We start from the raw sequence: 23,278 nt of genomic DNA, 5'->3' as shown, positions 1-23,278 counted from the left end.
GCAGTGTTGCTCGGGCTTTTTTCATGTCAGTCGGCGTAATGCTCAATGGGTGGCAGAGCGGCAAACTCGGCGTCGTCGTACAGGCGTGAACGGGTGAGGAAACGAAAACCTGTGGGGCGTTCCAGACTGAACATGCCACCGTTGCCTTTGACAATGTCGATGATGAGGTGGGTGTGTTCCCAGTAAGAGAACTGGCTTTCACTCATGTAAAACGGCACGCCGCCAATGTTGCCCAGCTTCACATCGGAAGGACCGAGGGGAAACTCCCCGCGTGGAAACATCATGGGTGCGCTGCCGTCGCAACAGCCGCCACTTTGGTGAAAAATGACTTCGCCGTGTTTCGCTTTGAGCTGAATGATGAGTGCTTCGGCTTCAGGGGTACAGGTGACTCGACTGGCCATGGCATGGCTCCGTGTTTGTTAGTGGTGTCGATGTGAAAAAACCGCCGAACCCTTGTGGGGCACGGCGGTTCGAGCTCAATGCAGAATCAGCCTTTGGGCTGCACTGCGTCAGAAGAAGCCCAGGGCGTTGGGGTTGTAGCTCACCAACAGGTTCTTGGTTTGCTGGTAGTGGTCCAGCATCATCTTGTGGGTTTCGCGGCCGATACCGGATTGCTTGTAACCACCGAACGCAGCGTGTGCAGGGTAGAGGTGGTAGCAGTTGGTCCATACGCGGCCAGCCTGAATGGCACGGCCCATGCGGAAGGCGCGGGAACCGTCACGGCTCCACACACCGGCACCCAGACCATACAGGGTGTCGTTGGCGATTTGCAGGGCTTCGGCTTCGTCTTTGAAGGTGGTCACAGACAGCACTGGGCCAAAAATTTCTTCCTGGAAAATGCGCATCTTGTTGTGACCGGCAAACACGGTGGGCTTGACATAGTAACCGCCAGCCAGGTCGCCGCCTTGCTTGTTCTGTTCGCCACCGATCAGGCACTTGGCACCTTCCTGTTTGCCCAGGTCGATGTAGCTCAGGATCTTTTCCAGTTGTTCGGAAGAAGCCTGGGCACCAATCATTGTGGTTTCGTCCAGGGGGTTGCCCATCTTGATTTTGCTGACGCGGTCGATGGCGCGTTCCATGAACTTGTCGTAAATGCTTTCCTGAATCAGCGCGCGGGATGGGCATGTACACACTTCACCCTGGTTCAGGGCGAACATCGCGAAGCCTTCCAGTGTTTTGTCGAAGAAGGCATCGTCAGCGTCCATGATGTCTTCGAAGAACACGTTGGGGGACTTGCCGCCCAGCTCCAGTGTCACGGGGATCAGGTTTTGAGCGGCGTAGCTCATGATCAGGCGGCCAGTGGATGTTTCACCAGTGAACGCAATTTTGGCGATGCGCTTGTTGGAGGCCAGGGGTTTACCGGCTTCCAGACCGAAACCGTTGACGATGTTCAACACACCGGCGGGCAGCAGGTCGGCCACCAGGTCCATCAACACGAGGATGGAGGCGGGTGTTTGTTCAGCAGGTTTCAGAACCACGCAGTTGCCGGCAGCCAGCGCAGGGGCCAGTTTCCAGGCAGCCATCAGGATGGGGAAGTTCCAGGGGATGATCTGGCCCACAACACCCAGGGGCTCCTTGAAGTGGTATGCGTAGGTTTGGTGATCGATCTCGGCAATGGTGCCTTCTTCGGAGCGCAGGCAGGCTGCGAAGTAACGGAAGTGGTCGATGGCCAAGGGAATATCGGCGGCCATGGTTTCACGCAGAGGCTTGCCGTTGTCCAGTGTTTCGGCCACGGCCAGCAGGCGCAGGTTCTCTTCCATGCGGTCCGCGATTTTGTTCAGGATGGTGGCGCGCTCGGTGGGGGAGCGTTTGCCCCAGGCGTCTTTGGCAGCGTGTGCTGCGTCCAGGGCCACTTCAATGTCTTCGGCTTGCGAACGGGCGATCTGGCAGATCACTTGGCCGGTCACGGGGGTGATGTTGTCAAAGTATTGGCCTGCTTTGGGGGCAACCCATTTGCCGCCGATGAAGTTGTCGTACTTGGCCTTGAACGGAAAGGCCACACCCAGTTTCATTTCGTCGATCATGTTCATCTATCCCTACTCCTCTTCGTGTTGTGTGATGGAACGTGTGTAGGGGGGTAGCGCAACCAACGTGCCAGCCACAATGTGGATCGAAATATTGCAAAATATTGCTGAATAATGTGTCGAATTGACGCGTGTCAATCGCTGCGGATTTTGGTAAAAAACCAATAAAAACAAAGATATGAAGTTGTAATTGGATGAGTTATGCAAAAGCTTGCATAATTTTTCGCAGATGAGCAGGCTTGTCTCAGGTGTCTGAGCTTGAGTTCTACTTTCTCAGGCCAACTGGCTGAGGAAGGTTTCCAACGGGGCTGTTTGGCCCAAGGCTGCGGCGCTGTAACCTGGCATGTTCAACAGGCCATTGCGCACTTCATCGGAGGCGAGCCAGGGCAATAGAAGGTTCATGGCGGGAAAGTGAAGATCGTCGTTGTGCAGCACCATGAAGTACCGTTCGCGCGACACTGGCCTGAAGCTCAGCCCATAGTGTTCAGCCGCTGCGCGAACACCCAGCCCCAAATCCCCATGGCCTGCGGCAATGGTGCAGGCCACACCCAAGTGTGTTTCTTCCACATGAAAGTAGCCGGGCAGTTGTTCGGGGTCCAAACCGGCGTGTCGGCAAAGGGCGTTGAGTTGTTCGTGGGTGGATGATGCGCTGTTGCGGTTGACCAGCAGCGCCCGGCGTTGGGCCACGTCGTCCAGTGTGGGTGGGTTCAGCGAGGGGCGGCTGATCCATCCGATTTCCCGTTCGAACAATTCAATGACCGACAGGTTGCTGCCACGCAGCCAGCGCCGCATCACCTGATGCACTTCCGCAAATTCTTCCCCACCCACCGGCAGGTTGCAGGTGGCCACGCGCACTTCACCCCGATGCAGGGCCGACAGTGCCGCTATGCTGCCCAGCCAGCGCAGGGACAAGTGCAGTGATTTGTGCAAGGCGGTGTTTTCAAAAAGGTGGCGCATGGCGTAGTCGTCACTGAGCGCCAAGCTTATCCACGGCTTGTTGTGATTGGCGTCCAGCCACTCGGCATTCAGTTGCTCGGCCACAATGCCTACATTGGGCGCGGCACGCACCTGGCCTTGTTCCACCATCCAGAGAATTTGATGGCCCAGTGGGGTGAGGGTTGCGCCCGCCCGGCCTTGGGTGGCGATGAGGTCTTGCCCCAGCAGGGTGTTGTAGTGCTGGACCTGGCTCCACAGTGTGCGATAGCTCACGCCGAGGTCGGCGCTGGCGCGGGTCAGTGAGCCCTGTTGGCCAATGGCTTTGAGGGTGGCCAGCAGGCGACTGTCCAGGTCGACGACCTGCCCATCGTCTGTTTTCCAGTGGGCGGATGTTTTCAAATAAAGCATGAATGATTATAGGCACATGGATTGCTTGCCACACAGCACAACAAACAACTATTCGGCAGTGAGGAGCAGGTGATGCAGTGGATGGCAGTGGGTAAGATTGTGAGGGCCGGGGTGGGGGTGCTGTGTTGCACCGCATTGACCACCATGGCGTTGGCTGTGGGCCACAGTGCTGCGTCGGATACTTTGACGGGTGGTGACCCTTTGGGGTCCATGCAATGGCCCGACCTGAAGCGGCAGTTTTTTGAGTCCAATGCGACCACTGAGTTTGACGCACGCATCAAAGTGACAGTGCCTTTGTTTGCTGAAGATGCGATGAACGTGCCCGTGTCTTTTGATGCATCGGCGTTAGGCCGGGTTGAAAAAATTGTGGTGCTGGTGGACCGTAACCCCATACGCAAGGTACTTGAGTTCATTCCCGGCCGTGCCAAACCCAGCCTGAATTTCCGGTTCAAGCTGGAGCAGGCCAGCCCGATTCGTGTTGCTGCATTAACGCCTGATGGCGTGTGGCATGTCGGCTATGCATTCATTGAAGCGTCTGGCGGCGGTTGCACGGTGCCCGGTGCCACACGCGCCGATGGTTCATGGCCGCAAACATTGAACAAGGTGGCCAGCCGGGTGTTTGATGAGAAGGCCAGCCGCCGCGACACGCGCCTGCGCGTGCAGGTGTCCCACCCGATGGACACTGGCTTGGTGTCGGGCATTCCTGCGTTTTACATTGAAGAATTGGTTCTGCAAGACGGCGACAAGGCAGTGCTGGCCCGCTTGTATCCCTTCGAGCCTATTTCAGAAAACCCCTTGTTCTCCTTTGATTTCGACCAGCCACCCAAAGGGCCTATGAGCCTGCAAGGCCGCGACAACAATGGCAACCGAATCAATGCCAAGGTGGGGAATTGAGATGACGTTGAATGCGGTTAAAAAAACATGTGTGCTGTTGCTGAGCCTGGTTGCTTGGCTGCAGGCAAGCAGTGCAGCAGCCCCCCAGGCCCCGGTGCCCAATGTGGCCACGTTGAGCTATGGTTTGAAGGCTTACCCTTTGGGCGGCGGTTGGCATTTGATACCCGGTGCGAATGATGATTTTTCGCGCGCCAATGGGTGCAACATCATCAACACCGGTTTTCTGGTGGCCAATGGCCAGGTGGTGGTGGTCAACACCGGGGTGTCGCGCCGGTATGGCGAGCAGCAGAGGGCACTGATTGATGCAGTGTCTGGCGGTTTGCCCATCAAGCAGGTACTTGCCTTGAATTTGCACCCCGACTATTTCATGGGCAATCAGGCCTACAGCGCCAACACTTTGACAGCCACAGCCTTGACCCGAACCGGTATTCAAGCCGAGGGCAAGGCTTACGAGGACAATCTGTTCCGTTTGTGTGGCGACTGGATGAGCGGCACACAGACCGTGGTGCCTGCGCAACCCATGGATGCTGCACAAACCCGCGATTTGGCGGGCAGGCCAGTGAAGGTGCTTGAGTTGAAGGGGCACACCGCTTCAGACCTGGTGATCCACGACCCCGACACCGGCGTGTTGTGGGCTGGTGGCCTGGTGTTTTACAACCGGATTGTGACCACCCCGCATGCGGATTTGAAGCCTTGGATGGACAGCCTTGAGACCCTGAAGCGCTTGAGCCCTCGCTGGGTGATTCCCAGCCACGGCACACTGACGCTGGGCACCGTTGCCATTGACCAGACGCTGGATTATCTGAAGTGGTTAGACCGCACGTTGACCGATGCGGCTGCACAGGGGCTGGAGATGAATGAGGTGATGCAGGCTGGGGCGCCGGAGCGGTTTCGGCAATTCGCGGCTTACCCGGCCGAGTTTTATCGCAATGTGACGACCCTGTACCCGCGTTATGAGAAGGCGGCGATCGGCGTGTTTCGTTGAGCATCGTGGTGTTGCACTTTGGTACAGGGTGCAACAGCAGCAACAGTGCAACTGCCCCGGCGTGACGACTGTTTAAGTATTGTGAAGCCCCGAAGCCCCTCCGACGAGGGGCTTTTTTGTTGATTTTGCAAGTTGTTGAAAAATCGATGAAAAAAATTGAATTAGAGGATTCTTTCAGGTTGGCATGAAGCTTGCGCTACCCCTTTCGGGTCGCCCGGAACTGCAATCGGGGCGGAGAACCTCAAGAAAGCAACGACGAAGAGAGGAGAATTTCAAAATGCGCAAAACTCTACTGAGCGCAATGGTGGCTGCCACGTTGGCCGCGCCTGCAATGGTGATGGCCGCACCCGTGACCGACGCCATGATTCAAAACGATGCCAAGTCCACTGAAGACATTTTGTCTTGGGGCATGGGCACAGAGGGCCAGCGTTACAGCCCGCTCAAGCAGATCAACACTTCCAACGTGAAAAACCTGGTGCCTGCCTGGTCTTTCTCCTTCGGTGGTGAAAAGCAGCGCGGCCAGGAAAGCCAGCCTGTGATTCACAACGGCAAGATGTTCGTGACTGCGTCGTACAGCCGCATTTACGCGCTGAACGCACAGACTGGTGAGAAGCTGTGGAAGTACGAGCACCGTCTGCCCGAAGGCATCATGCCTTGCTGCGACGTGGTGAACCGCGGTGCTGCCCTGTATGACAACCTGGTTATTTTCTCGACCCTGGATGCGCAACTGGTTGCTTTGGACCAAGACAGCGGCAAGGTGGTCTGGAAAGAAAAGATTGACGACTACGCCGCTGGTTACTCCAACACAGCCGCGCCCATCATCGCCAATGGCTTGGTGCTGACCGGTGTGTCCGGTGGTGAATTCGGCGTGGTTGGCCGTGTGGAAGCCCGCGATGCGAAAACTGGCCAACTGGTGTGGCTGCGCCCCACCGTTGAAGGCCACATGGGTTACAAGTACGACAAGGACGGCAAGGCCATTGAAAACGGCATTTCCGGCACCACCAACGCCACCTGGAAAGGCGACCTCTGGAAGACCGGTGGTGCAGCCACCTGGTTGGGCGGCACCTACGACAGCAAAACCGGCCTGGCTTACTTCGGTACTGGCAACCCCGCACCCTGGAACAGCCATACTCGCCCAGGCGACAACCTGTTCTCCACATCGACCGTTGCGATCGATGTCAAGACAGGCCAGATCAAGTGGCACTACCAAGGCACCCCCAACGATGGTTGGGATTACGACGGTGTGAACGAGTTCGTGACTTTCGACATGAACGGCAAGCGTCTGGGTGGCAAGGCTGACCGCAACGGCTTCTTCTATGTGAACGACGCCACAACCGGCAAACTGGAAAACGCATTCCCCTTCGTGAAGAAAATCACCTGGGCCAAAGGCGTGGACCTGAAAACAGGCCGTCCGATTTTCGACCCAGCCAACCGCCCTGGCGACCCCACAGCCAAAGATGGCAAGAAGGGTGAAGTGGTGTTCTCTGCGCCTTCATTCCTGGGTGGCAAAAACCAGATGCCCATGGCGTACAGCCCCGACAGCGGCCTGTTCTACGTACCCGCCAACGAGTGGGGCATGGAAATCTGGAACGAGCCCATCACCTACAAGAAAGGCGCGGCTTACCTGGGCGCTGGTTTCACCATCAAGACTTTGCCAGGTTTCGATTACATCGGTGCCCTGCGCGCGATGAACCCCAAGACCGGCAAGATCGAGTGGGAAATCACCAACAACGCGCCTCTGTGGGGCGGTGTGTTGGCCACTGGCGGCAACCTGGTGTTCTGGGGTACGCCTGAGGGCTTCTTGAAAGCCGCTGATGCCAAGACTGGTAAAGAAGTGTGGAAATTCCAGACAGGTTCTGGCGTGGTTGCGCCACCCGTGACCTGGAAAGGCAAGGATGGCGAGCAGTACGTGGCTGTCGTGTCTGGCTGGGGCGGTGCTGTTCCCCTGTGGGGCGGTGACGTCGCCAAGCGCGTGAACTACCTTGAGCAAGGCGGTTCCGTGTGGGTGTTCAAGCTGGCCGGTAAGTAATCGGTTGGTGTAACTGTTGCAGCGGCTTGGGGTTGCCTGGGCCGTTGCAGCAAACGGTGTTGAATGTTTCACCCCCGAGTTTCTTGCCTGCTCCGCAGGGAACTTGATTGACGCAAACGTGATTGCATTTTCTGCTCCTTGGGAATTTTGTCAGCAATGATTGGGTGCTGATGAAATTGTGGCGGGATGTAAGTCTCCTGAACGAATGCGTCTTTTGTGCCCGGCCTTGTGCCGGGCTTTTTTTTAGGTGGCCCTGTGGGCGCGCTCGTCGAGGTACAGGGGGATGAGCAGGCCTGTGCCCAGCAGCATCACCACCGTGGCCACTTCCAATGAACCTGAATAGCTGCCCGATGCCGCTGCAATGTAACCGGCCATGGCAGGCGCTGCAATTTGCGCCACACCGTAGCTGAGGGTTAACTTCGCCATGGCTTTGGCGGGGTTGGCCGGGAAGAAGCGCCCAACCTGCGTGAGCGTCAGGCTGACAATGCCGACAAAGGTGCCGCCAAACAGCACTGCGCTGAGAATGTTCAAACCGGCGTGTTCGGTCAGCACTGGCAAGACAATGGACACAATTTGCAGCAGGTACGCGATGATCAATGCGCCAACGACGCCGGTGTTGCGCGCAATGCGATCCCAGGCAAAGCTGGACGGCGCGGCTGCCAGGCCGACAATGACCCACACCCAACTGCCACGCCCGGTCAGCAGGGGCAGTTTTTCAAGGATGGCCACAATGAAGGTGGCACTGAGCACATAGCCAAAGCCTGCGCAAAAGTAGGTGGCCACCATCAGGTTCATGGTGCGGTCGCTTGGGGGTTTCAGGCTCATGGCTTGAGCCTGAGTGGACAGGGCTTGTGGTACGGGCATCCAGAACCAGGCGGGCAGAAAAATGAGGGCGGCCAAGAGGCCGAACGCCCACCATTGTTCGTCCCAGGCCAAGAACGGGGCCATCAGGGCCACGGCAGCCCCGGACAGCATGATGCCCAGCCCAACCCCGGCGAAGTGCAGGCCCAACTCCGGTTTGTGTTGATGGCGCATCAGCCAGTTCAACACCAGCCCGGAGGCCAGCAACATCCCGGCTGTGCTGGACAGTCCACCCAGAAAACGCAGTGCGGACCAAATCACCGGGTCAGTCGTCATGGCCATGCCCAAGGTGCTGAGTACGCCCAGCACCAAACCAACCCGGTAATAGAGGTATTTGGCACTGAGCTTGGCCGTGGTGGCCGCCAGCAGGGCCCCGGCGATGTAGCCCACATAATTGAAGGTGGCCAGCCAGCCGCCTGCGAGGTAAGACAGGCCAGCTTCGTTGCGCATGATGGGCAACAGCGGGGTGTAAGCGAAACGGGAGATGCCGATGGTCAGCAACAGGGCGCAGATGCCTGCACACAGCACCTGCCAGCGCAGTGTGGGCGTTCGCAGGCCGAGGGCCTTGCCCGAGGGTGAGTCCATGCGCAATCCTGAGTAAAACTCCATGATACGGCCCCACGCAGGGGCCGTCATGGCTGCAGGCTCAAATGCTGAGCCTGACACGCATTGGGGCGCGATTTAGAACTTGTACGCCACTTGTGCGGACAGAATCACCGCTTGGCCATCGGCTTGGCCAGTGATGCTGCTTTGCTGGCCGGCGGCTGCGTTGCCTTCGGTTCGGTTCACGTTTGCATTCTTGGGTTTAATGAACTGAAGTGCCACGTCCACCGTGGTTTTCCGGTCGATCAGGTATTGGGAACCCACGGCCAGGGTGTAACGGTCCTCGTCGGGAAGGCGGACTGCGCGGCGCTCGTCAGGCACGGGTGACAGATCGTAGGCAAGCCCGCCTTTGAGATTCACACGGTCGCTGTACTTGTAGATGCCACCCACCGCGAAGCGCCAGCTGTTTTTCCACGCATAGTCCTGCACGGTCAGCGGGGCGGCAGCGGGGCCTGCATTGTTACGCTGGAAGTCCAATTGCTGAATGGTGCTCCACTCGGTCCACGTGGCGTCGGTGAGCAGTTGCCATTTCGGATCAAGGCGGGTCACGCTGGACACGGCGAAACTGGCAGGCAGGCGGATTTTGGAGGTCAGCGCGCTGTTGGAAAATACGGCAGCCACGGGGGCGGGTACGTTGTTGAAGGTGACGTTGCCTTCCAGGTCATGCTCGATAGAGGAGCGATAAGCCACGCCAACGCGGGTGTCAGGGGTGAGTTGGCCCAACACACCCAGGTTGAAGCCATAGCCCCAGCCCGCACCTTCAATGGAAGTGAGTCCCTCTGTGCCGCCAAAGGGTGTGAAGTTGACGACTGAGGTCAGCTTGGCATCCAGCTTCTGGGCGGATATACCGGCCCCGACGGACCAGCCATCATTGACTTGCCACGACACTGAGGGGTTGATGTTCAGTGATTTGATGTCGGAGGTAACGCCTTGAAAGCGGCCTGCCCAGTCGGGTGCATAGTCGGTTTTCAGGCCGAAGGGGGCGGTCACCGACAGGGCGAAATTCACGCTGCTGTTGTAAGGGAGTACGGCATGGAAGTTGGGGATGTAGCCCATGTCGCCAAAGCCGCTTTGGGCCGAGCCTGCAGGCCGACCGGGTGGGGGCGTGCTGCTGGTGGCGTTGAAATCGGCATTCAAGTCCACAATGTGTGCCCCCAGCACCAATTGACGTTCTTTGAGACGGCTGGTGGAGGCTGGGTTGTACCAAGCGGCACTGGCGTCTTCTCCCAGGGCTGCTTTGCCAGCGAAGGCCACACCCGCCCCACTTGCATTCTGTTCAAGCAGGGCAAAGCCAGCGGCTTGCGCAGCGCTTTGGGCGCACAGCAAGGCCACAGCGGCGGGTAGGGTACGGGTTGGGAATCGGCGCATGGTGTCCTCTTTGGGATGGTGGTGTAATGCGGCCGATTGTAAAGAGGCCTCGCGACATCACGAGACCAGAGAATGGGGGGTAATTACGCTTCTGTTCTGGTTTTGGTGTTGTGTGTAACTTGTGCTGCGATGCGCTTCATCCGTGTTGCAGGGGGACCGCAGCGCCCCCCTGGCGATAGCGCCAGTAGGCCAAAGCCAGCAGCAGTGGGCCGCTGGCCAACAGAATGCCCATGGACCACGCCACACCGTATTCTCCGTGGCTGTTGAAGGCATGGCGCATGAGGTCCACCCCGTAGGTGAAGGGGTTAGCTTGGGCCATCACCCTGGCCAAGCCGGGCATGCTCTGCGTGGGGTACAAGGCACCACTGAAGAAGAACACCGGGAAGATGACAAAGTTCATCATCACCGCAAAGCCATCCAGACTGCGGGTGAATACCCCGCACAACACCCCAAGGCTGGCGCAACTGAAGGCACACAGCACGGCGGCCGACAGCAGTGTGGCAGCGTCTGGAATGCTCAAGTGGCCCACCCAGGCCAACCATGCGTCTAGGGACAACCCAAGTGGTTGCAGGGCCAGATTTAGGCCTTCCAAGCCCAACAGCACGACACCCAACAGCCCAGCGTGGACCATGCCAGCGATTGTTGCTGCCAGGGTTTTGGACAACAGGACATGAAATGCATGCACGGGTGCAGTGACGAGCAGGCGCATGGTGCCCGCATCTTTGTCCAGCGCAATCGACAGGCCCCCCACCATGGCACCGAAAAGAATGGTCATGGCCAGGATGCCGGGCAGCAAACGGGTGCTGTAGTCACCCCCAGCCAAGGCCTGCATGCCGCCGCCAATGACCCACAGCCACAAAAGCGGGCGAACCATGGCCGAGGCCAGCCGGTCCCGTTGCCGCAACAGTTTGCGCAGGTCGCGCAGCAGCACCGCGCGATAGAAGGTGGCGATCATAACGGTTTGCCTTGTTGCATGGCCCAGACAAACCAGTCGGCCAGTGTGGCGTGGCGTGTGGTGGTCATGCGCTGGTCGGGCAGTTGGTCCAAGGCCTGTTCCGGGGTGCCACTCCATTGCACAGCGCCTTCGCGCAGGAACACCACTTGATCGCAGGTGCTGGCTTCGTCCATCAGGTGGGTGGCCACCAGAATGGTCAGCCCGGTGTCGCATTTCAGGCGGTTCAAGGTTTGCCACACGGTGTGTTTGGACGGTACGTCCAGCGCCGTGGTCGGTTCATCCAGCACCAGCAGGGCGGGGTTGTGCATGAGGGCCCTGGCTATGTCCACCAGCCTGCGTTGACCGCCCGAGAGCGAGGCCACGGAGCGTTTCAACAAGGGGGCCAGAGGGAACACGCTGTTCAGCGCCGCAATACGCTGGCTGCACGCTTCTCGGCCCATGCCTTGAAGGCCGCCGGCGAAGTGGAGGTTGTCCTGCACAGTCATGAACCGGTCCAGCGAGACGGACTGAAACACAAAACCCATGCGGGTCCGAGCCACGGGGCCCAGTTGGTTCAGGGCTTCACCCCCAAGCCAAATGGTGCCGGAGGCGGGTTGAAGCAGCCCGGCCAACAGGCTGATCAAGGTGGTTTTGCCTGCCCCATTGGGGCCCAACAGGCCGGTGAGCTGCCCCGCATTCAGGTTGAGTGACACCTTGTTCAGCGCGGTGCATTCCCCCCACGCATACGCCAATTCTTGGCAGGCCAGCAGCGGTGGGGAAGGGGCAATGGTTGACACGGGGGCGGCAGGCTTACGCTTTGCTGAGGTGGCGGGAGTTGGAGTCGTTCCGGTACCACACCACAGGCACTTCAGCGTGAGCAGCCAAGGCTTGGTGTTCCGGTTTTTGTACTTTGTACGCCGTGGTGCTTGGGCTTAGGGCTTGAGCTTTGTCCACAAAGCCAATCACGGTGTTGTGGTGGGGCGACTTGTGGCACACCGGGTCGGCTTCAGTGGCATCGCCTGTGATGAGGTAGGCTTGGCAACGGCAGCCGCCATAGTCCTTGCTTTTGTCGGGGCAAGTGCGGCAGGGCTCTTTCATCCAGGCATCGCCCCGGTAGCGCTGGAACCCGTCGGATTGGGTCCAGATGTCTTTGACGCTGTGGGTACGCACATTGGGGAAGGCTATGCCAGGCAGCATACGCGCTGCTTGGCAGGGCAGGGCTGTGCCGTCCGGCGCAATGGAGAGAAACACATTGCCCCAGCCGCTCATGCAGGGCTTGGGGGTGGACTCGAAATAGTCGGGCACCACAAACAGCAGTTTCATGGTGTTGCCCAGTTTCTCGCGCCAAGCCTGAACCCTGGCCTCGGCGTGGCGAAGCTGTTCATGGGTGGGAATCAGGGCTGCCTTGTTTTGATACGCCCAGCCGTAATACTGGGTGTTGGCCAATTCCAGGTACTCCACACCCAGTTTCTCGGCCAGTTCGATGATGGCATCAATGTGGTCCAGGTTCAGGCGGTGCAGCACCACGTTCAACACCATGGGCCAACCTGCCGCTTTCACAGCCTGAACAATCTCCAGCTTCTTTGCGAAAGTTTTGGTGTCGGACAGTGCATCATTCGCAGCTTGTGTGGCGTCCTGAAAACTGACCTGAATGTGATCCAGTCCTGCTGCTTTCAAGGCTTGAAGGCGTGCAGGTTTTAAGCCGATGCCCGAGGTGATGAGGTTGGTGTAATAACCCAGTTCATGCCCATAGGCGACGAGTTCTTCCAGGTCATCGCGCAGCAGGGGTTCGCCACCAGAAAAGCCCAATTGCACAGCCCCAAGTTCGCGGGCTTGTTTGATGGTGCTTTTCCACTCGGCGGTGCCAAGTTCGTTGCTTTGGGCGGTGTAGTCCACCGGGTTGTAGCAAAACACACAGTGCAAGGGGCAGCGGTAAGTCAGCTCAGCCAACAGCCACAGCGGCGGGGGTGGCCCCATCGGGCTCAGGGCTTCAGACATGCTGCGCGGTTTCCTTCAGGCGTCAATCAACCAGTTGCGGCGTGTGCTTTCCGCCAGCATGTGGGTGATGTCTGGCCCCAGGTTGCTCAGGCCGAATTTGCGTTCCAGTTCGTTGACAATTTCATCGACTGTGCGTGAGCCGTCACAAAGCAGCAGAATCTGGCTGGCAGAGTCGTTGAGTTTGACCATGCCCTCCGGGTAAAGCAGCACATGGCTTTTTTGGGCTGTCTCGTATTGCATTCTGAACAAGGGGTTCAGCGCGGGCTTGTGAGGTATGGCGAGTTCGGTGTTCATGCAGCACTCCTGGCGTGGTTGGGTGCATCGGGGTAGGCAGCAGCTATGGCGTCAGACATGCTCCACAGCACATCCAGTTTGAATTGCAGAATATCCAGTGCGCGTTCCTGCTCAGTGCGGGTGGTGAAGTGATTTAGCGTGACTTCAAGGCCATGTTCAACGTCACGCTCAGCCAAGCTGATGCGGGAGCGGAAATACTGCAGGCCTTCAGGGGCCACCCAGGTGTAGTCGCGGGGCCAGTTGGCCAAACGCTCTTTGTGGATTTCCGGGGCGAACATTTCGGTCAGCGATGAGCACACGGCTTCTTGCCAAGGGGCACGACGCGCAAAGTTCACATACGCGTCGACCGCGAATTTCACACCCGGCAGCACGCCCTTCAGGCTCCACAGGTAATCCCGGTCAACGCCCACAGCCTGGCCCAGTCGGCTCCAGGCTTCTATACCACCAGCGTTGTCGCCCCAGCCGTCGTGGTCGATGATGCGCTGGATCCAGCGGCGACGGGTGTCTCTGCAATCGCAATTGGCCATGATGGCCGCATCTTTCTGGGGAATCATGACCTGATAGTAAAACCGGTTCATGACCCAGCCGCGCAGTTGGTCCGGGCTCAGTTCGCCCTGACGCATCTTCACATTGAAGGGGTGATGAATGTGGTACCGGTCGCCTTTGGCCCGAAGCTGGGCTTCAAACTCCGCATGGGTCCATGCCTTGTTCATGCAAGGATCTCCATGCCGTCGTAGCTGACTTCGATTTGCTCCGCATTCAGCGCTGCACGCTCGGGCCCCAGCTCGTTGAGAATGGGGTTGGTGTTGTTGATGTGGATCAGCACCTTGCGTTTGTTGCCGAACTGCTTGAGCTGGTTGATCATGCCGCTGCCCGGCACATTGGGTTTGTCGGTTTGCGGCAGGTGGCCCATGTCGGCCGCCTGCTTTTTCGAAAACCCTTGGGTGATCATTTCATCTTCAGTCCAGAAGGTGCCGTCCACCATCAGTACATCAGCCTCGTGCATGAAGGGCATGATGTTGTCGGTCAGTTCACCCAGGCCCGGCGCGTAAAACACCTTTTTGCCCGTGCGCAGGTCTTCGATCATCAAGCCGATGTTGTCGCCCACCCGTTGCGTGTAGCGGTTGGGGGAGTAAGGCGGTGCCTTGCTGACCAAGGGGATGGATTTGATCCTGATACTGTCCAGCGGGCTGATGACAAAGCCATCGCTGGGGTCGGTGGTTAGCGGGGTCCACTGAACACCGCAATAGAAGCTGAGGGTGGGTACCAAAGGCAGCCCGGTCGTCAGGTCCTCCCACACTGCGGCCGTGGTGTACAGGCGCATCGGCGTCTTGCTCTCGCGCATCATCAACAGGCCCGTGGTGTGATCGATCTGGGCGTCCATGAGGATGACAGCAGCGATGCCGGAGTCCCGGGGATTGCGGTTCGGTTGCAGGTCAGGTGTGGATTTGATTTGGGACAAAAGGTCCGGTGAAGCGTTCACCAGAATCCAGTTCTCACTGCCATCGGAAATGGCAATCGATGATTGTGTCCGTGCCCGGTAGCCCGGTTTGCCGGCGCGCACAGACTGGCAATTGGTGCAGTTGCAGTTCCATTGGGGGAAACCTCCGCCTGCTGCGGAACCCAGTACTTTGATTTTCATGTGATGTGCTTTGGGTCGCAGAAAAAAGCCCCGGACGTTCTTGATGAATGTACCGGGGCCCTGTCAACCGTTGTTCAACGGTTGGCGATGTACATGGTGATTTCGAAGCCGAAACGCATGTCTACGAAAGACGGTGTGGTCCATTGCATGATGATTCCTCCAAGTGCTTTTGATGAAAAACCTGCCTCAAAGACAGGCTCTGAGTTGTTCCCGGGTTTGAGGTCAGGTGCCTCAATGACGGGTTCATGGGGGTTAATGCAAAAGCTGTGCCTTGCCGGTCGTGTGTTGCCAGGTGTGTCAACGTGACACAGTGGACATGAAAAAGGCGCAGACCTTGTGGGTCTGCGCCTTCAGATAATCACCTACGGAGGGTAGCGGGTGATTAGAAGAACAGAATTGCGCCAACAGCGAATGTGTTGGATTTGGATTGACGTGCGCCGAACTGGTAGTCCTGCTTCTGGTCAATGTATTCAGCCGCAATGGTCAGGCTGGGGGTCAGGTTGTGATAAACACCCAGAACAGCTTGCTTGTTGGTTTTCAGCATGTCAGTTGGGTTGGTCGCAGCGGTGTCTGCGGAAGTGCGGTCCAGTTGGGACTCACCGTAGTTGATGCCCAGCTTGGTGTCGCCGATCTTGTACGTGGCTTGTGCAAGGTAGCCGTCGGAGTCACGCTTGTTGCCTGCGCTGTCAAAGCCGCCCACGCCGATAATGCCGGTGCCCAGGCCAGAACCGCTGAAGTAGTTACCGGTCAGTTGCAGTGCGCCGAAACCAATGGTACCGCCCGCTTCGTAGCCGGAGGTGTCCAAGTCACGAACGCCCGCGGCGTTGGCTTTCACTTTCTGGTTGATCAAAGCACCCCACAGTTTGGCCGAGCCAACTGTGTAGGTGGCCATGGCTTGCAGGGCAGGGGAGTTGGTTTCGTTGGCAAAGGCGCCAGTGTTGTTTTCCAAAGGACGGCGTGGCTGGAAAATACCGGCGCTCAACTGAAGACCACCCATGTTGGGCGATGTGTAGCTGACTTGGGGCTGGAATTCGGTGTAGATGTAGCCAGAGCCGATTGAGCCCAGTGTGGTGTTGATGGCACCATTCAGGCCAGCACCGCCACCCACGGCCAGCAGCGACATGTCGTTCAGAATGGCATTCTGACCAAACATACCGATGTCACGGCCAATCTTGAATGTGCCCATGGAGTCGGTGCCGACGGTCAGATACACACGGCGGTTGTCACCGACAGTTTGTGCCAAGCCATTGTTGGCCGAGTTGGTTGTACCGGGGTCGATGGAGATCACGCCTTTCAGGTCGTAACCGTTTTGTTTGGTGGCAGCTGTAAACACCAGGAAGCCAGGCAGCAAGCCGTTTTGAACGTTGGCTGCGCTTTGTGAATTAGCCACGCCGCCGCAGGGGGTCAGCAGACCGCCCAAGGTGCCGGACGCTGCAACGCCAGCTTGGTCACATTTTGTTTGAGTGTAATAACCGTTCACGGATCCGGACAGTGTCAGGTCCCATTGACCGACCTTGATGGGGTCCAAAGCGTAAGCGGATGATGTACCCATGGCGGCCAGGATGGACGCCGCTACCAGTTTTTTGCTGATCATAAGATCAACCCTCCAGTTCTAGTTTTTAACGTGTTGCTTGTGGTCTTCTAAGATCGCTTCCTTGTGCTTCCTGGAAACTTGGAGGGGATAGGGCAAGAGCTATGCCAGCACGTAAGGCATTGATTAATAAGGATATCGTGAAGAAGATATGCGCCGTGTGTCTGGGCTGCAGCGTTGGGCGGGCCGCTTTGCAACAACGATGTATTGGGCTGGTGCAGGTGATCGGTGCAAGTGTTTCAGCGTTGTGACAGCACTGAACAGCAATCACTTCATGAAATGAAAAAACCGATCGTGAAGTCAATCACGATCGGTTCGGTCGTTGTGGCCAATGCGTTTGGCCGAGCGTTACTTGGCGTTGAGGCGACGGTAGATCGTGTTGCGGGAAATTCCCAGCATGCGGGCTGCGGCGCTGACGTTGCCTCGACAGGTTTCCAGTGCTTCCTGAATGGCGCGGCTTTCCAGATCGTCCAGATTGATCGGCTGTTCACTCAACTCGCGGGGAAGTTGTTGCCGTGCCCCCAGGTATCCATGGGCACGGGCATCGTGCATATTGCGATAGCCCGACAAGGTGGAAGGCTCGCTGTGCATGCCCCGGGACATACTTTGTGGCAAGGCATGGCCTGTTTGGTTCATCGGCTGAGTGTTGCCCCGCCGCGTATCTGACGCGTCCTGCCCGGGCTGAAATGCCGCGTCAAACCGATTTTCCCTGAAACGGCTGAAGGTTTGATCCAGATTTTGGCGGGCCGGGGACGAAGCCACAGAACCTCGTGAGCTGGTGAGTGTTGATTGACTGAAGGCTTTGGTCGCCGGGTTTGCAGCCTGTCCGTGCACGCGAACTTGGAACAGTGGTGGACGGTTGCCCTGCTGGCCGTTGTGTTGATCAGCCCGAACAGATTGCCGTGTGCGTGGTCCGCTTTGAAGTGCGGGGGCTTGGACATCCATGCCGCTCAGGCGGCCTTTGACTTGGAAGTTCACGGCTGGACGTGTGCTGGGGGGCACGCAGTCTTCAGCGGGTATGTGTGGTGTGTCCTGGGTGGGGGGCACCACGTCGGTTTCGGCGAATGCGGCGCCATGGGCGCGTTGCCCAGACAGTGCCTGCCATTCATCATGAAAATCATCGGGCAGGTGTTCCCATTCAATCACCTCCCGTTCATCGGCCATCACGCTGGCTGTTCGCAGAATATTGGTGAGTTGCCGGATGTTGCCTGGCCAATAATGGGACTCGAAGGCCTGCAGCACATCGCTGGAAATTCGTATGTGCGGGTTGTGGCTCTCGTTCTCGAGAATGCGTTGCACAATTTTGCCGATGTCCGAACGCTCGCGCAGCGCCGGCAGCTTGACCACCAAACCGTGAAGGCGATAGTACAAGTCTTCCCTGAAGGAGCCCGCTGCAATACATTCCCGCAAATTGCGGTGGGTGGCGCAAATCACTTGCAGATTCACGGGGATACTTTTTTGACTGCCCAAGGGGGTAACGACACGTTCCTGCAGCACGCGAAGCAAGCGCGCCTGAAGGGAGATGGGCATGTCGCCAATCTCGTCCAGAAACAGGGTGCCCCCGTTGGCTGCCAGAATTTTGCCTTGTGCGCCTTTCTTTTTAGCGCCGGTGAACGCGCCGTCCTCATACCCAAACAGCTCTGATTCAATGAGGGTTTCCGGTATTGATGCGCAGTTGACCGCTACAAACGGATGTTCGCTGCGGGGGGAGTCATTGTGTATGGCCTGCGCCAGAATTTCCTTGCCTGTCCCGGTTTCGCCCAGAATCAGTATGGGAATATCTTTGTCGATGACCTTGCCCACTTTGTCGATGACTTTGGCCACTTGTGGGTCGCCGGTGTTCAAATATTTCAGGCTGGACAGGTGTCGATTCTTTTGCAGGGCTTGGTTGGTTTTCTGAGCCTGACTGGGTGCGCCGCCCAGCAAAGAAGTGGGCTCCTGCCCCTGTTTGACCAAACCCACTGAGTCGAAAATACGCCCGCGTCCGACCGACCCCAAACTGGCCCTGGCAGTGACCTGATTGCCGTTGTGCAGGCACAGGGTCAGGGGCATCGGGTTGGTGGTGCGGTAATGGTCGACCAAGGCCGAAATGGGCATGCCAAACAGGGAGCTGAAAGTGTGTGATTTCAGCGCGTTATTGGACATGCCAAACTGCACCATGGCCGCCCTGTTGGCCGCAAGAAATTTCCCCACGGGTGAGAATGCTGCCGCGCCTTCAACGACGGACCCCAGGAACTCGCCACGTTGGTGGAAGTGAACGATGATCGCGTCTTGAAAAGAGGTGTTGAACAGATGGTTCTCAATCATCTGCGCCGACATACGCACCAAACCCATGGTGTGGCGGTGGTAGCTGCGGTAGTCGCCGGTTACGTCCAGCACGCCGATGGGTACACCCAGTGGATCAAAAATAGGGGCAGCCGAGCAGGTCAGGAAACGGTTCACGTCCAGGTAATGGTCGGACCCATGAACCACGGTAGGCAGTTCTTCAATCAACGCAGTGCCGATGGCGTTGGTGCCTTTGCTGTTCTCACTCCAGGTCACACCGGGTTGAAGCGCCACTTTTTGCGCTTTGATCAGGAAGTCGTCATCACCCAAGGACTCAATGATGGTACCGCTGGCATCGGTCAACAGCACCATGCTGTGAGTGTTGATCACCTGCTCATACAGCGTTTCCATGAACGGCAGGGCGCAAGAACGCAGCTGCAGGTTCTTGTCGATCAGGTCGCGCAGATTGCTGGAACACAGGGGATCGAGGTCAACTTTCGTGCTGGCATCCAAGCCAGCAGCGACGGAACGCTGGTGCGCTCGCCGGATGAATTCAATGTGACCTTCCGCTTCCGGATCGATCAGTTCCAGCGCTTGTGCTTTGGAAGAGATGACTCCGGTGGTTTTACCCGAGTTGGTTGACATCCATGTCTCCTCAGTTGCTCATTTTTTTTATTTGTAATTCTTATGCGACCAAGCCTCTGTGGGCCTTCGACTTCAGTCTGCGCTGAAGGGTCTGTACTGACCTGAAGCAAACGATGTGCCAGCCTGTCAGAAGGTGTGTCAACTTGAAACACCCTAGCAGTAAAACTAGCACAAAATGGATCGACATGTCTTTGAAATTAAGTGTCATGAGGCCTGAGGCTGGCCTTGACACAATTTCGCTCCTGACGGTTGGCACAGGGCTTGCTGGGTCTGTGCGGTGATGAATTTGAAACCATAACAGGAGTTGAGGATGTTGATTAAACGATTGGTGGTGGCCACGGCGTTGTTGGCCAGCGTTGGCGCGGTGCTTGCGCATGGTGACGTGACACCCCAGGTGGTGGATGTGTCAACCTTGCGTCCGCTGGGCGACGGCATTTTGGACAGCAACCCTTACGTGGGCGACAAAGAGGCCATTCGTGTGGGCAGTTCTGCCTACAACCAGAATTGTGCGCGTTGCCATGGTTTGGAAGCCATCAGCGGTGGCGTTTCCCCTGACTTGCGCAAGCTGAACGACGAATGCGCCACAGTAAATGCCAACAAGAAAAAGCAGTGTCAGGTTGAACTGGATTCGTATTACCGGAACTCCGTGTTGGGTGGCAAGGTGCGTGATGGGCGCGTTTACATGCCCGCATTTGCAGGCATTTTGTCCCAAGAAGCCATTTGGGCCATCAAGTCTTACATTGAAACCCGAAAGTACGAATAAGGCATAACGCCTTGGCGGTATCAGGCCTGTCAGCCCAGTTGGTTGAGCAGGCCTTTTTGTTATAACAAGCGTGAAGTGCAAACGCGATCGAGGAGACCTGAGTGATGAGTGCAGTGCGTCGAGTGTTGTTGAAAGGTGTTTTGGCTTTTGGGGTGATGGGCCTGAGTGTTGTAAACCCTGCCTTGGCCCAAGAGGAGTTGACTGATTGGGCACGGATTGAAAAAGCCGGTGTATTGAAAGTGGCGGTGTACAACTACCTGGCCCCTTATTCCCATGAGGGCAAGGGCATTGATGTCGACATTGCCACCTTGCTGGCCGCGAAATTGGGTTTGAAGGTTCAGATTCGTGCCTTCAATGAAGGCGAAGAGTTTACTGACGACTTGAGGGCCATGGTGGTACGTGGCCACTACTTGGCAGGCCCGCCGGCTGACATTTTGATGCATGCGCCCATCGACGACTACGTGATGAAGAAAGAGACCCAGGTGCTGTTCTTCAATCCTTATGTTCGCGATGACATTTACATCGCCCGCAACATCAAGGAATTGCCCGACTTGACCAGCCTGGAGCCCTTTGCAACCCCCGGGCGCAAGATTGGCGCAGAGGTGGCGTCCCTGTCCAGCGTGGTGCTGGCTGGCGGCGACAGTGGTGCTTACGTCAATAACCTCAACAATTTCAAGACCCCCCAAGAAGCCGTCGCCGAACTGGTGAAAGGCAATTTGGTGGCGGTGATGGCCACACGTGCAGAACTGGAGGCCGCGTTAAAAGGTGTGCCCAACCGTGACCAGTTTTACGTTGCCCGAATTCCCCACACCTCGTTGCCCCCCAAAGGTTGGGTCGCAGGTATGGCCACCCGCAAGGACAACATTGAGCTGGCGCGCAGGCTGACAGTGGTCATGGATGAGTTGCGGGCTTCGGGTGAGATTGAGAAGGTGTTTGCCAGATATGGCGTGACTTACATGAAGCCTTGAATTATCGATTTGTTGCACTTTGACACAGGTGTGTCAAAGTGTAGCGGGCTTAGGCGTGTTGCCCTGGAAGGCTTGGCGGTTTGCGGGCCACGCCTTGGCTCCATGCCCAAAAGGCGAGCTCGAAATCCGTTTGAACCCCCAGCTTTTGGCGAATCTGAGACAGGTTGTTGCTGACGGTTTTCGAGCTGATGCCCAGTGACTCGGCCGTCTGCTCGATGGTTCGCCCTTCGGCAAGCATTCTCACAATGTCCACTTCCCGGGGGCTTAGCCCACCTGGTGCCACACCGCCCTGCGGAACGTCATCAGTCAGTGGCGGCGCACTGCCTGTTGCCTTTGGGCGATGAGTCACTTCAGCCGCCAGATCACTGGACACATGCCGTACACCCGACAGCACCCGGCGCAGGGCATTGATCAACTCTTCCGGCGGGCTGCTTTTGGTGACGTAGCCCATCGCGCCCTGTTCCAGGGCTTTGCTGGCCACCACCGGGCTGTCGTGCATGGTCAAAATCACGATTGGAAGTTCCGGCCATTTGAGGCGCACGCGCCGAATCAGCTCCAAGCCGCTTTGCCCTGGCATGCTGATGTCCATGATGGCCAAATCAACCCGGTTGGTGTTTAGCCAGGCCACCGCCTGTTCGGCATTTGAGGCCTCGTGAACGACCCGAAGGTCATGTTCCATTTCGATGAATCGGCGGTAGCCGGTTCGGACAGCGGCATGGTCGTCCACAAGCAGAACAGTGGTGTCCAGGGGCATGGTCAGGCCTTGGTCAAGGGTAAACGGGCGGTCAAGTGGAACTGGCCGTCCGAAATCGAGGTTTTTAACTGCCCACCCAGATATTGCACGCGCTCAGCGATACCCGACAGGCCCAAGGACGCATAGATGGGGCCATCGGCCACCTCGTCATTGTCGATGATCAACACCCACTCCTGACGAGCGGCATCATACCCCCCGAAGATCAACACCTTTTTTGACTCGGCGTGTTTGGCCACATTCGTCAAGGCTTCCTGAACCACCCGGTAAATGGCTGTTTTTTCAGACAGGCCAAACGCTTCTCCAGAGTCGTCCCACACAAAATCGACAAACCAGCCTTTTCGGCGCGACCAGTTGTCCACCAAATCGAGGATGGCGTCACGCAGAGCGATGTCCAGCAGCAAATGGGGTTTGAGTTCCCGCAGGGAGCTGCGCAGCCAGGTCATCACGCGCTGCACTTCGTCCTGAATGGCCAGGGCGGCTTCAGACGTGTGATGTTGAGTGTTGCGGGCCACAAAAGCCGAGTTGACCGAGATGGAGGTGAGCATCTGCCCTAGTTGATCATGCAACTCCTGGGCAATGCTGGCGCGCTCGCGTTCTTGGACCTCAACAACCCTGGCCAGCAAATCGCGGTTGCGTTGCTGCTCAATGTGCAGGCTGGCCAGCAGTTGGTGGACACTGGTGTGAATGCCCTGCAACTCCGACAGGTGAAAATCAAGGGGTGCACCGTTGTCTGTCGGCAGGCCGGTTGTGGGGTTGATGCTGTTGAGCCAATCCACTAGGCGCCGCAGGGGCTGGTCTACCGCGCTACGCAGGGTCAACCACACCACAACGCTGCTGCCTGCACCCATCAAGACCAGCATGGCAACAATCAGGATGAGTTCCCGCCGCGTTTCACGCTGCTCCTGAATTGTTTTTTCCTCGGTGAGTTCTTTGCGAAGTGTATTTTCGGGGTCGGGCCGTGTGCCCGTGTGCCGTTCAATGTCGTCGTAAATGCGGTCCACCAAAGCCTGCGCAGCTTGAAACTCCGTATTCACATCACGTTGCCCCAGGCTGAACACCAGCAATGCACACAACAGTGCCCACAGCCCGAGGGCCATGGAGAGTTTCTTAATCAGCAGGGTATGCAGTTTAATTCGCTGGGTCATAGGGTGCTTGGCGGCGTTGCATGGGCTCAGTGTAAACAGGAATTCAAAGCATGGCTGGTTTGTTGTTGACTTCGGGAAAACTTCCCTGTTGTTGGTGGCGCAGGCGGGGAAGAATCAAGTTGTCGTTGCGGCAGGGTGTGTTGTGGTTGTTCTCCTCCAGTGCACCACGAG

General features: G+C 57.5%; 21 protein-coding genes. 5 read left to right on the top strand and 16 right to left on the bottom strand.

Annotated features, from left to right (window positions below; translation table 11 throughout):
* Nucleotides 1-26 precede the first annotated feature (26 nt).
* The 3 genes from ACK4FF_RS11190 to ACK4FF_RS11180 form a co-directional block, all read right to left on the bottom strand.
* Complete coding sequence (locus ACK4FF_RS11190; protein WP_409708982.1) at nt 27-401, bottom strand: DUF779 domain-containing protein; 375 nt, start codon at nt 399-401, stop codon at nt 27-29.
* Between the two features lie 108 nt (nt 402-509).
* Nucleotides 510-2,030 carry an aldehyde dehydrogenase gene (gene adh / locus ACK4FF_RS11185; protein ID WP_409708979.1) on the bottom strand — a complete coding sequence of 507 codons (1,521 nt, stop codon included), beginning with the start codon at nt 2,028-2,030 and terminating at the stop codon, nt 510-512.
* A 267-nt stretch (nt 2,031-2,297) separates the two neighbouring features.
* Entirely contained in the window at nt 2,298-3,368 is a 1,071-nt protein-coding gene (locus ACK4FF_RS11180) for a substrate-binding domain-containing protein (protein WP_409708976.1), read from the bottom strand.
* 144 nt (nt 3,369-3,512) lie between these two features.
* Here ACK4FF_RS11180 and ACK4FF_RS11175 point away from each other — a divergent pair, with 144 nt between their 5' ends.
* From ACK4FF_RS11175 to ACK4FF_RS11165, 3 genes are all read left to right on the top strand, one after another.
* Nucleotides 3,513-4,262: a quinoprotein dehydrogenase-associated SoxYZ-like carrier gene (locus tag ACK4FF_RS11175; protein WP_409709490.1), complete on the top strand. Its 750-nt coding sequence runs from the start codon at nt 3,513-3,515 to the stop codon at nt 4,260-4,262.
* A 1-nt stretch (nt 4,263) separates the two neighbouring features.
* Nucleotides 4,264-5,247, top strand: coding sequence for a quinoprotein relay system zinc metallohydrolase 1 (locus ACK4FF_RS11170; protein WP_409708973.1), 984 nt, complete (start codon nt 4,264-4,266; stop codon nt 5,245-5,247).
* 277 nt (nt 5,248-5,524) lie between these two features.
* On the top strand, nt 5,525-7,276 hold the full coding sequence (locus ACK4FF_RS11165) for a PQQ-dependent methanol/ethanol family dehydrogenase (RefSeq protein WP_409708970.1): 1,752 nt from the start codon (nt 5,525-5,527) through the stop codon (nt 7,274-7,276).
* A 243-nt stretch (nt 7,277-7,519) separates the two neighbouring features.
* On the opposite strand, the gene ACK4FF_RS11160 is transcribed toward ACK4FF_RS11165, so the two are convergent.
* The 11 genes from ACK4FF_RS11160 to ACK4FF_RS11110 all read right to left on the bottom strand — a co-directional run bounded on the left by ACK4FF_RS11160 (nt 7,520) and on the right by ACK4FF_RS11110 (nt 19,477).
* The gene (locus tag ACK4FF_RS11160) at nt 7,520-8,773 is read right to left on the bottom strand and encodes a YbfB/YjiJ family MFS transporter (protein ID WP_409708967.1); all 1,254 of its coding nucleotides are present in this window, start codon (nt 8,771-8,773) and stop codon (nt 7,520-7,522) included.
* Nucleotides 8,774-8,818: 45 nt separating this feature from the next.
* Nucleotides 8,819-10,108, bottom strand: a complete 1,290-nt coding sequence (locus ACK4FF_RS11155; protein ID WP_409708964.1) for an OmpP1/FadL family transporter — start codon at nt 10,106-10,108, stop codon at nt 8,819-8,821.
* Between the two features lie 136 nt (nt 10,109-10,244).
* Nucleotides 10,245-11,063 carry an ABC transporter permease gene (locus ACK4FF_RS11150; protein WP_409708961.1) on the bottom strand — a complete coding sequence of 273 codons (819 nt, stop codon included), beginning with the start codon at nt 11,061-11,063 and terminating at the stop codon, nt 10,245-10,247.
* Nucleotides 11,060-11,839, bottom strand: coding sequence for an ABC transporter ATP-binding protein (locus tag ACK4FF_RS11145; protein ID WP_409708958.1), 780 nt, complete (start codon nt 11,837-11,839; stop codon nt 11,060-11,062). The genes ACK4FF_RS11150 and ACK4FF_RS11145 overlap by 4 nt, the downstream gene beginning before the upstream one ends.
* A gap of 13 nt (nt 11,840-11,852) precedes the next feature.
* The gene (gene pqqE / locus ACK4FF_RS11140) at nt 11,853-13,040 is read right to left on the bottom strand and encodes a pyrroloquinoline quinone biosynthesis protein PqqE (protein WP_409708955.1); all 1,188 of its coding nucleotides are present in this window, start codon (nt 13,038-13,040) and stop codon (nt 11,853-11,855) included.
* A gap of 15 nt (nt 13,041-13,055) precedes the next feature.
* The gene (gene pqqD / locus ACK4FF_RS11135; RefSeq protein WP_409708952.1) at nt 13,056-13,334 is read right to left on the bottom strand and encodes a pyrroloquinoline quinone biosynthesis peptide chaperone PqqD; all 279 of its coding nucleotides are present in this window, start codon (nt 13,332-13,334) and stop codon (nt 13,056-13,058) included.
* Nucleotides 13,331-14,047 (bottom strand): pyrroloquinoline-quinone synthase PqqC, encoded by a 717-nt coding sequence (gene pqqC, locus ACK4FF_RS11130; protein ID WP_409708949.1) that lies wholly within the window; start codon nt 14,045-14,047, stop codon nt 13,331-13,333. The genes pqqD and pqqC overlap by 4 nt, the downstream gene beginning before the upstream one ends.
* The gene (gene pqqB / locus ACK4FF_RS11125; protein ID WP_409708946.1) at nt 14,044-14,976 is read right to left on the bottom strand and encodes a pyrroloquinoline quinone biosynthesis protein PqqB; all 933 of its coding nucleotides are present in this window, start codon (nt 14,974-14,976) and stop codon (nt 14,044-14,046) included. Before pqqB ends, pqqC begins: the two co-directional genes overlap by 4 nt.
* A gap of 74 nt (nt 14,977-15,050) precedes the next feature.
* Nucleotides 15,051-15,125, bottom strand: a complete 75-nt coding sequence (gene pqqA / locus ACK4FF_RS11120) for a pyrroloquinoline quinone precursor peptide PqqA (RefSeq protein WP_083797182.1) — start codon at nt 15,123-15,125, stop codon at nt 15,051-15,053.
* A gap of 233 nt (nt 15,126-15,358) precedes the next feature.
* A complete protein-coding gene (locus ACK4FF_RS11115; protein WP_409708943.1) occupies nt 15,359-16,570 on the bottom strand; it encodes a porin in 1,212 nt (403 codons plus the stop codon).
* A gap of 345 nt (nt 16,571-16,915) precedes the next feature.
* On the bottom strand, nt 16,916-19,477 hold the full coding sequence (locus tag ACK4FF_RS11110) for a sigma 54-interacting transcriptional regulator (protein ID WP_409708940.1): 2,562 nt from the start codon (nt 19,475-19,477) through the stop codon (nt 16,916-16,918).
* A gap of 310 nt (nt 19,478-19,787) precedes the next feature.
* Between ACK4FF_RS11110 and pedF the strand changes: the two genes are divergently transcribed.
* Both pedF and ACK4FF_RS11100 read left to right on the top strand, forming a co-directional pair.
* Entirely contained in the window at nt 19,788-20,240 is a 453-nt protein-coding gene (gene pedF / locus ACK4FF_RS11105) for a cytochrome c-550 PedF (protein WP_409708937.1), read from the top strand.
* 104 nt (nt 20,241-20,344) lie between these two features.
* The gene (locus tag ACK4FF_RS11100; RefSeq protein WP_409708934.1) at nt 20,345-21,208 is read left to right on the top strand and encodes an amino acid ABC transporter substrate-binding protein; all 864 of its coding nucleotides are present in this window, start codon (nt 20,345-20,347) and stop codon (nt 21,206-21,208) included.
* A 49-nt stretch (nt 21,209-21,257) separates the two neighbouring features.
* Here ACK4FF_RS11100 and ACK4FF_RS11095 read toward each other — a convergent pair whose 3' ends face one another.
* Together ACK4FF_RS11095 and ACK4FF_RS11090 are read right to left on the bottom strand one after the other, a co-directional pair.
* A complete protein-coding gene (locus ACK4FF_RS11095; RefSeq protein WP_409708931.1) occupies nt 21,258-21,962 on the bottom strand; it encodes a response regulator in 705 nt (234 codons plus the stop codon).
* Nucleotides 21,963-21,964: 2 nt separating this feature from the next.
* Nucleotides 21,965-23,107: a sensor histidine kinase gene (locus tag ACK4FF_RS11090; RefSeq protein WP_409708928.1), complete on the bottom strand. Its 1,143-nt coding sequence runs from the start codon at nt 23,105-23,107 to the stop codon at nt 21,965-21,967.
* Nucleotides 23,108-23,278 lie beyond the last annotated feature (171 nt).

This window comes from Limnobacter sp. (genome assembly GCF_046297615.1).
Lineage (GTDB): Bacteria > Pseudomonadota > Gammaproteobacteria > Burkholderiales > Burkholderiaceae_B > Limnobacter.
Note: the sequence above shows the minus strand (reverse complement) of the source record. Positions and strands in the feature narration are given on the sequence as shown.

Excerpts from the sequence above, each read along its gene's own strand:
- ACK4FF_RS11190 (WP_409708982.1), bottom strand. The coding sequence starts at position 401 with ATGGCCAGTCGAGTCACCTGTACCCCTGAAGCCGAAGCACTCATCATT.
- adh (WP_409708979.1), bottom strand. The coding sequence starts at position 2,030 with ATGAACATGATCGACGAAATGAAACTGGGTGTGGCCTTTCCGTTCAAG.
- ACK4FF_RS11180 (WP_409708976.1), bottom strand. The coding sequence starts at position 3,368 with ATGCTTTATTTGAAAACATCCGCCCACTGGAAAACAGACGATGGGCAG.
- ACK4FF_RS11175 (WP_409709490.1), top strand. The coding sequence starts at position 3,513 with ATGGCGTTGGCTGTGGGCCACAGTGCTGCGTCGGATACTTTGACGGGT.
- ACK4FF_RS11170 (WP_409708973.1), top strand. The coding sequence starts at position 4,264 with ATGACGTTGAATGCGGTTAAAAAAACATGTGTGCTGTTGCTGAGCCTG.
- ACK4FF_RS11165 (WP_409708970.1), top strand. The coding sequence starts at position 5,525 with ATGCGCAAAACTCTACTGAGCGCAATGGTGGCTGCCACGTTGGCCGCG.
- ACK4FF_RS11160 (WP_409708967.1), bottom strand. The coding sequence starts at position 8,773 with ATGACGGCCCCTGCGTGGGGCCGTATCATGGAGTTTTACTCAGGATTG.
- ACK4FF_RS11155 (WP_409708964.1), bottom strand. The coding sequence starts at position 10,108 with ATGCGCCGATTCCCAACCCGTACCCTACCCGCCGCTGTGGCCTTGCTG.
- ACK4FF_RS11150 (WP_409708961.1), bottom strand. The coding sequence starts at position 11,063 with ATGATCGCCACCTTCTATCGCGCGGTGCTGCTGCGCGACCTGCGCAAA.
- pqqE (WP_409708955.1), bottom strand. The coding sequence starts at position 13,040 with ATGTCTGAAGCCCTGAGCCCGATGGGGCCACCCCCGCCGCTGTGGCTG.
- pqqD (WP_409708952.1), bottom strand. The coding sequence starts at position 13,334 with ATGAACACCGAACTCGCCATACCTCACAAGCCCGCGCTGAACCCCTTG.
- pqqC (WP_409708949.1), bottom strand. The coding sequence starts at position 14,047 with ATGAACAAGGCATGGACCCATGCGGAGTTTGAAGCCCAGCTTCGGGCC.
- pqqB (WP_409708946.1), bottom strand. The coding sequence starts at position 14,976 with ATGAAAATCAAAGTACTGGGTTCCGCAGCAGGCGGAGGTTTCCCCCAA.
- ACK4FF_RS11115 (WP_409708943.1), bottom strand. The coding sequence starts at position 16,570 with ATGATCAGCAAAAAACTGGTAGCGGCGTCCATCCTGGCCGCCATGGGT.
- ACK4FF_RS11110 (WP_409708940.1), bottom strand. The coding sequence starts at position 19,477 with ATGTCAACCAACTCGGGTAAAACCACCGGAGTCATCTCTTCCAAAGCA.
- pedF (WP_409708937.1), top strand. The coding sequence starts at position 19,788 with ATGTTGATTAAACGATTGGTGGTGGCCACGGCGTTGTTGGCCAGCGTT.
- ACK4FF_RS11100 (WP_409708934.1), top strand. The coding sequence starts at position 20,345 with ATGAGTGCAGTGCGTCGAGTGTTGTTGAAAGGTGTTTTGGCTTTTGGG.
- ACK4FF_RS11095 (WP_409708931.1), bottom strand. The coding sequence starts at position 21,962 with ATGCCCCTGGACACCACTGTTCTGCTTGTGGACGACCATGCCGCTGTC.
- ACK4FF_RS11090 (WP_409708928.1), bottom strand. The coding sequence starts at position 23,107 with ATGACCCAGCGAATTAAACTGCATACCCTGCTGATTAAGAAACTCTCC.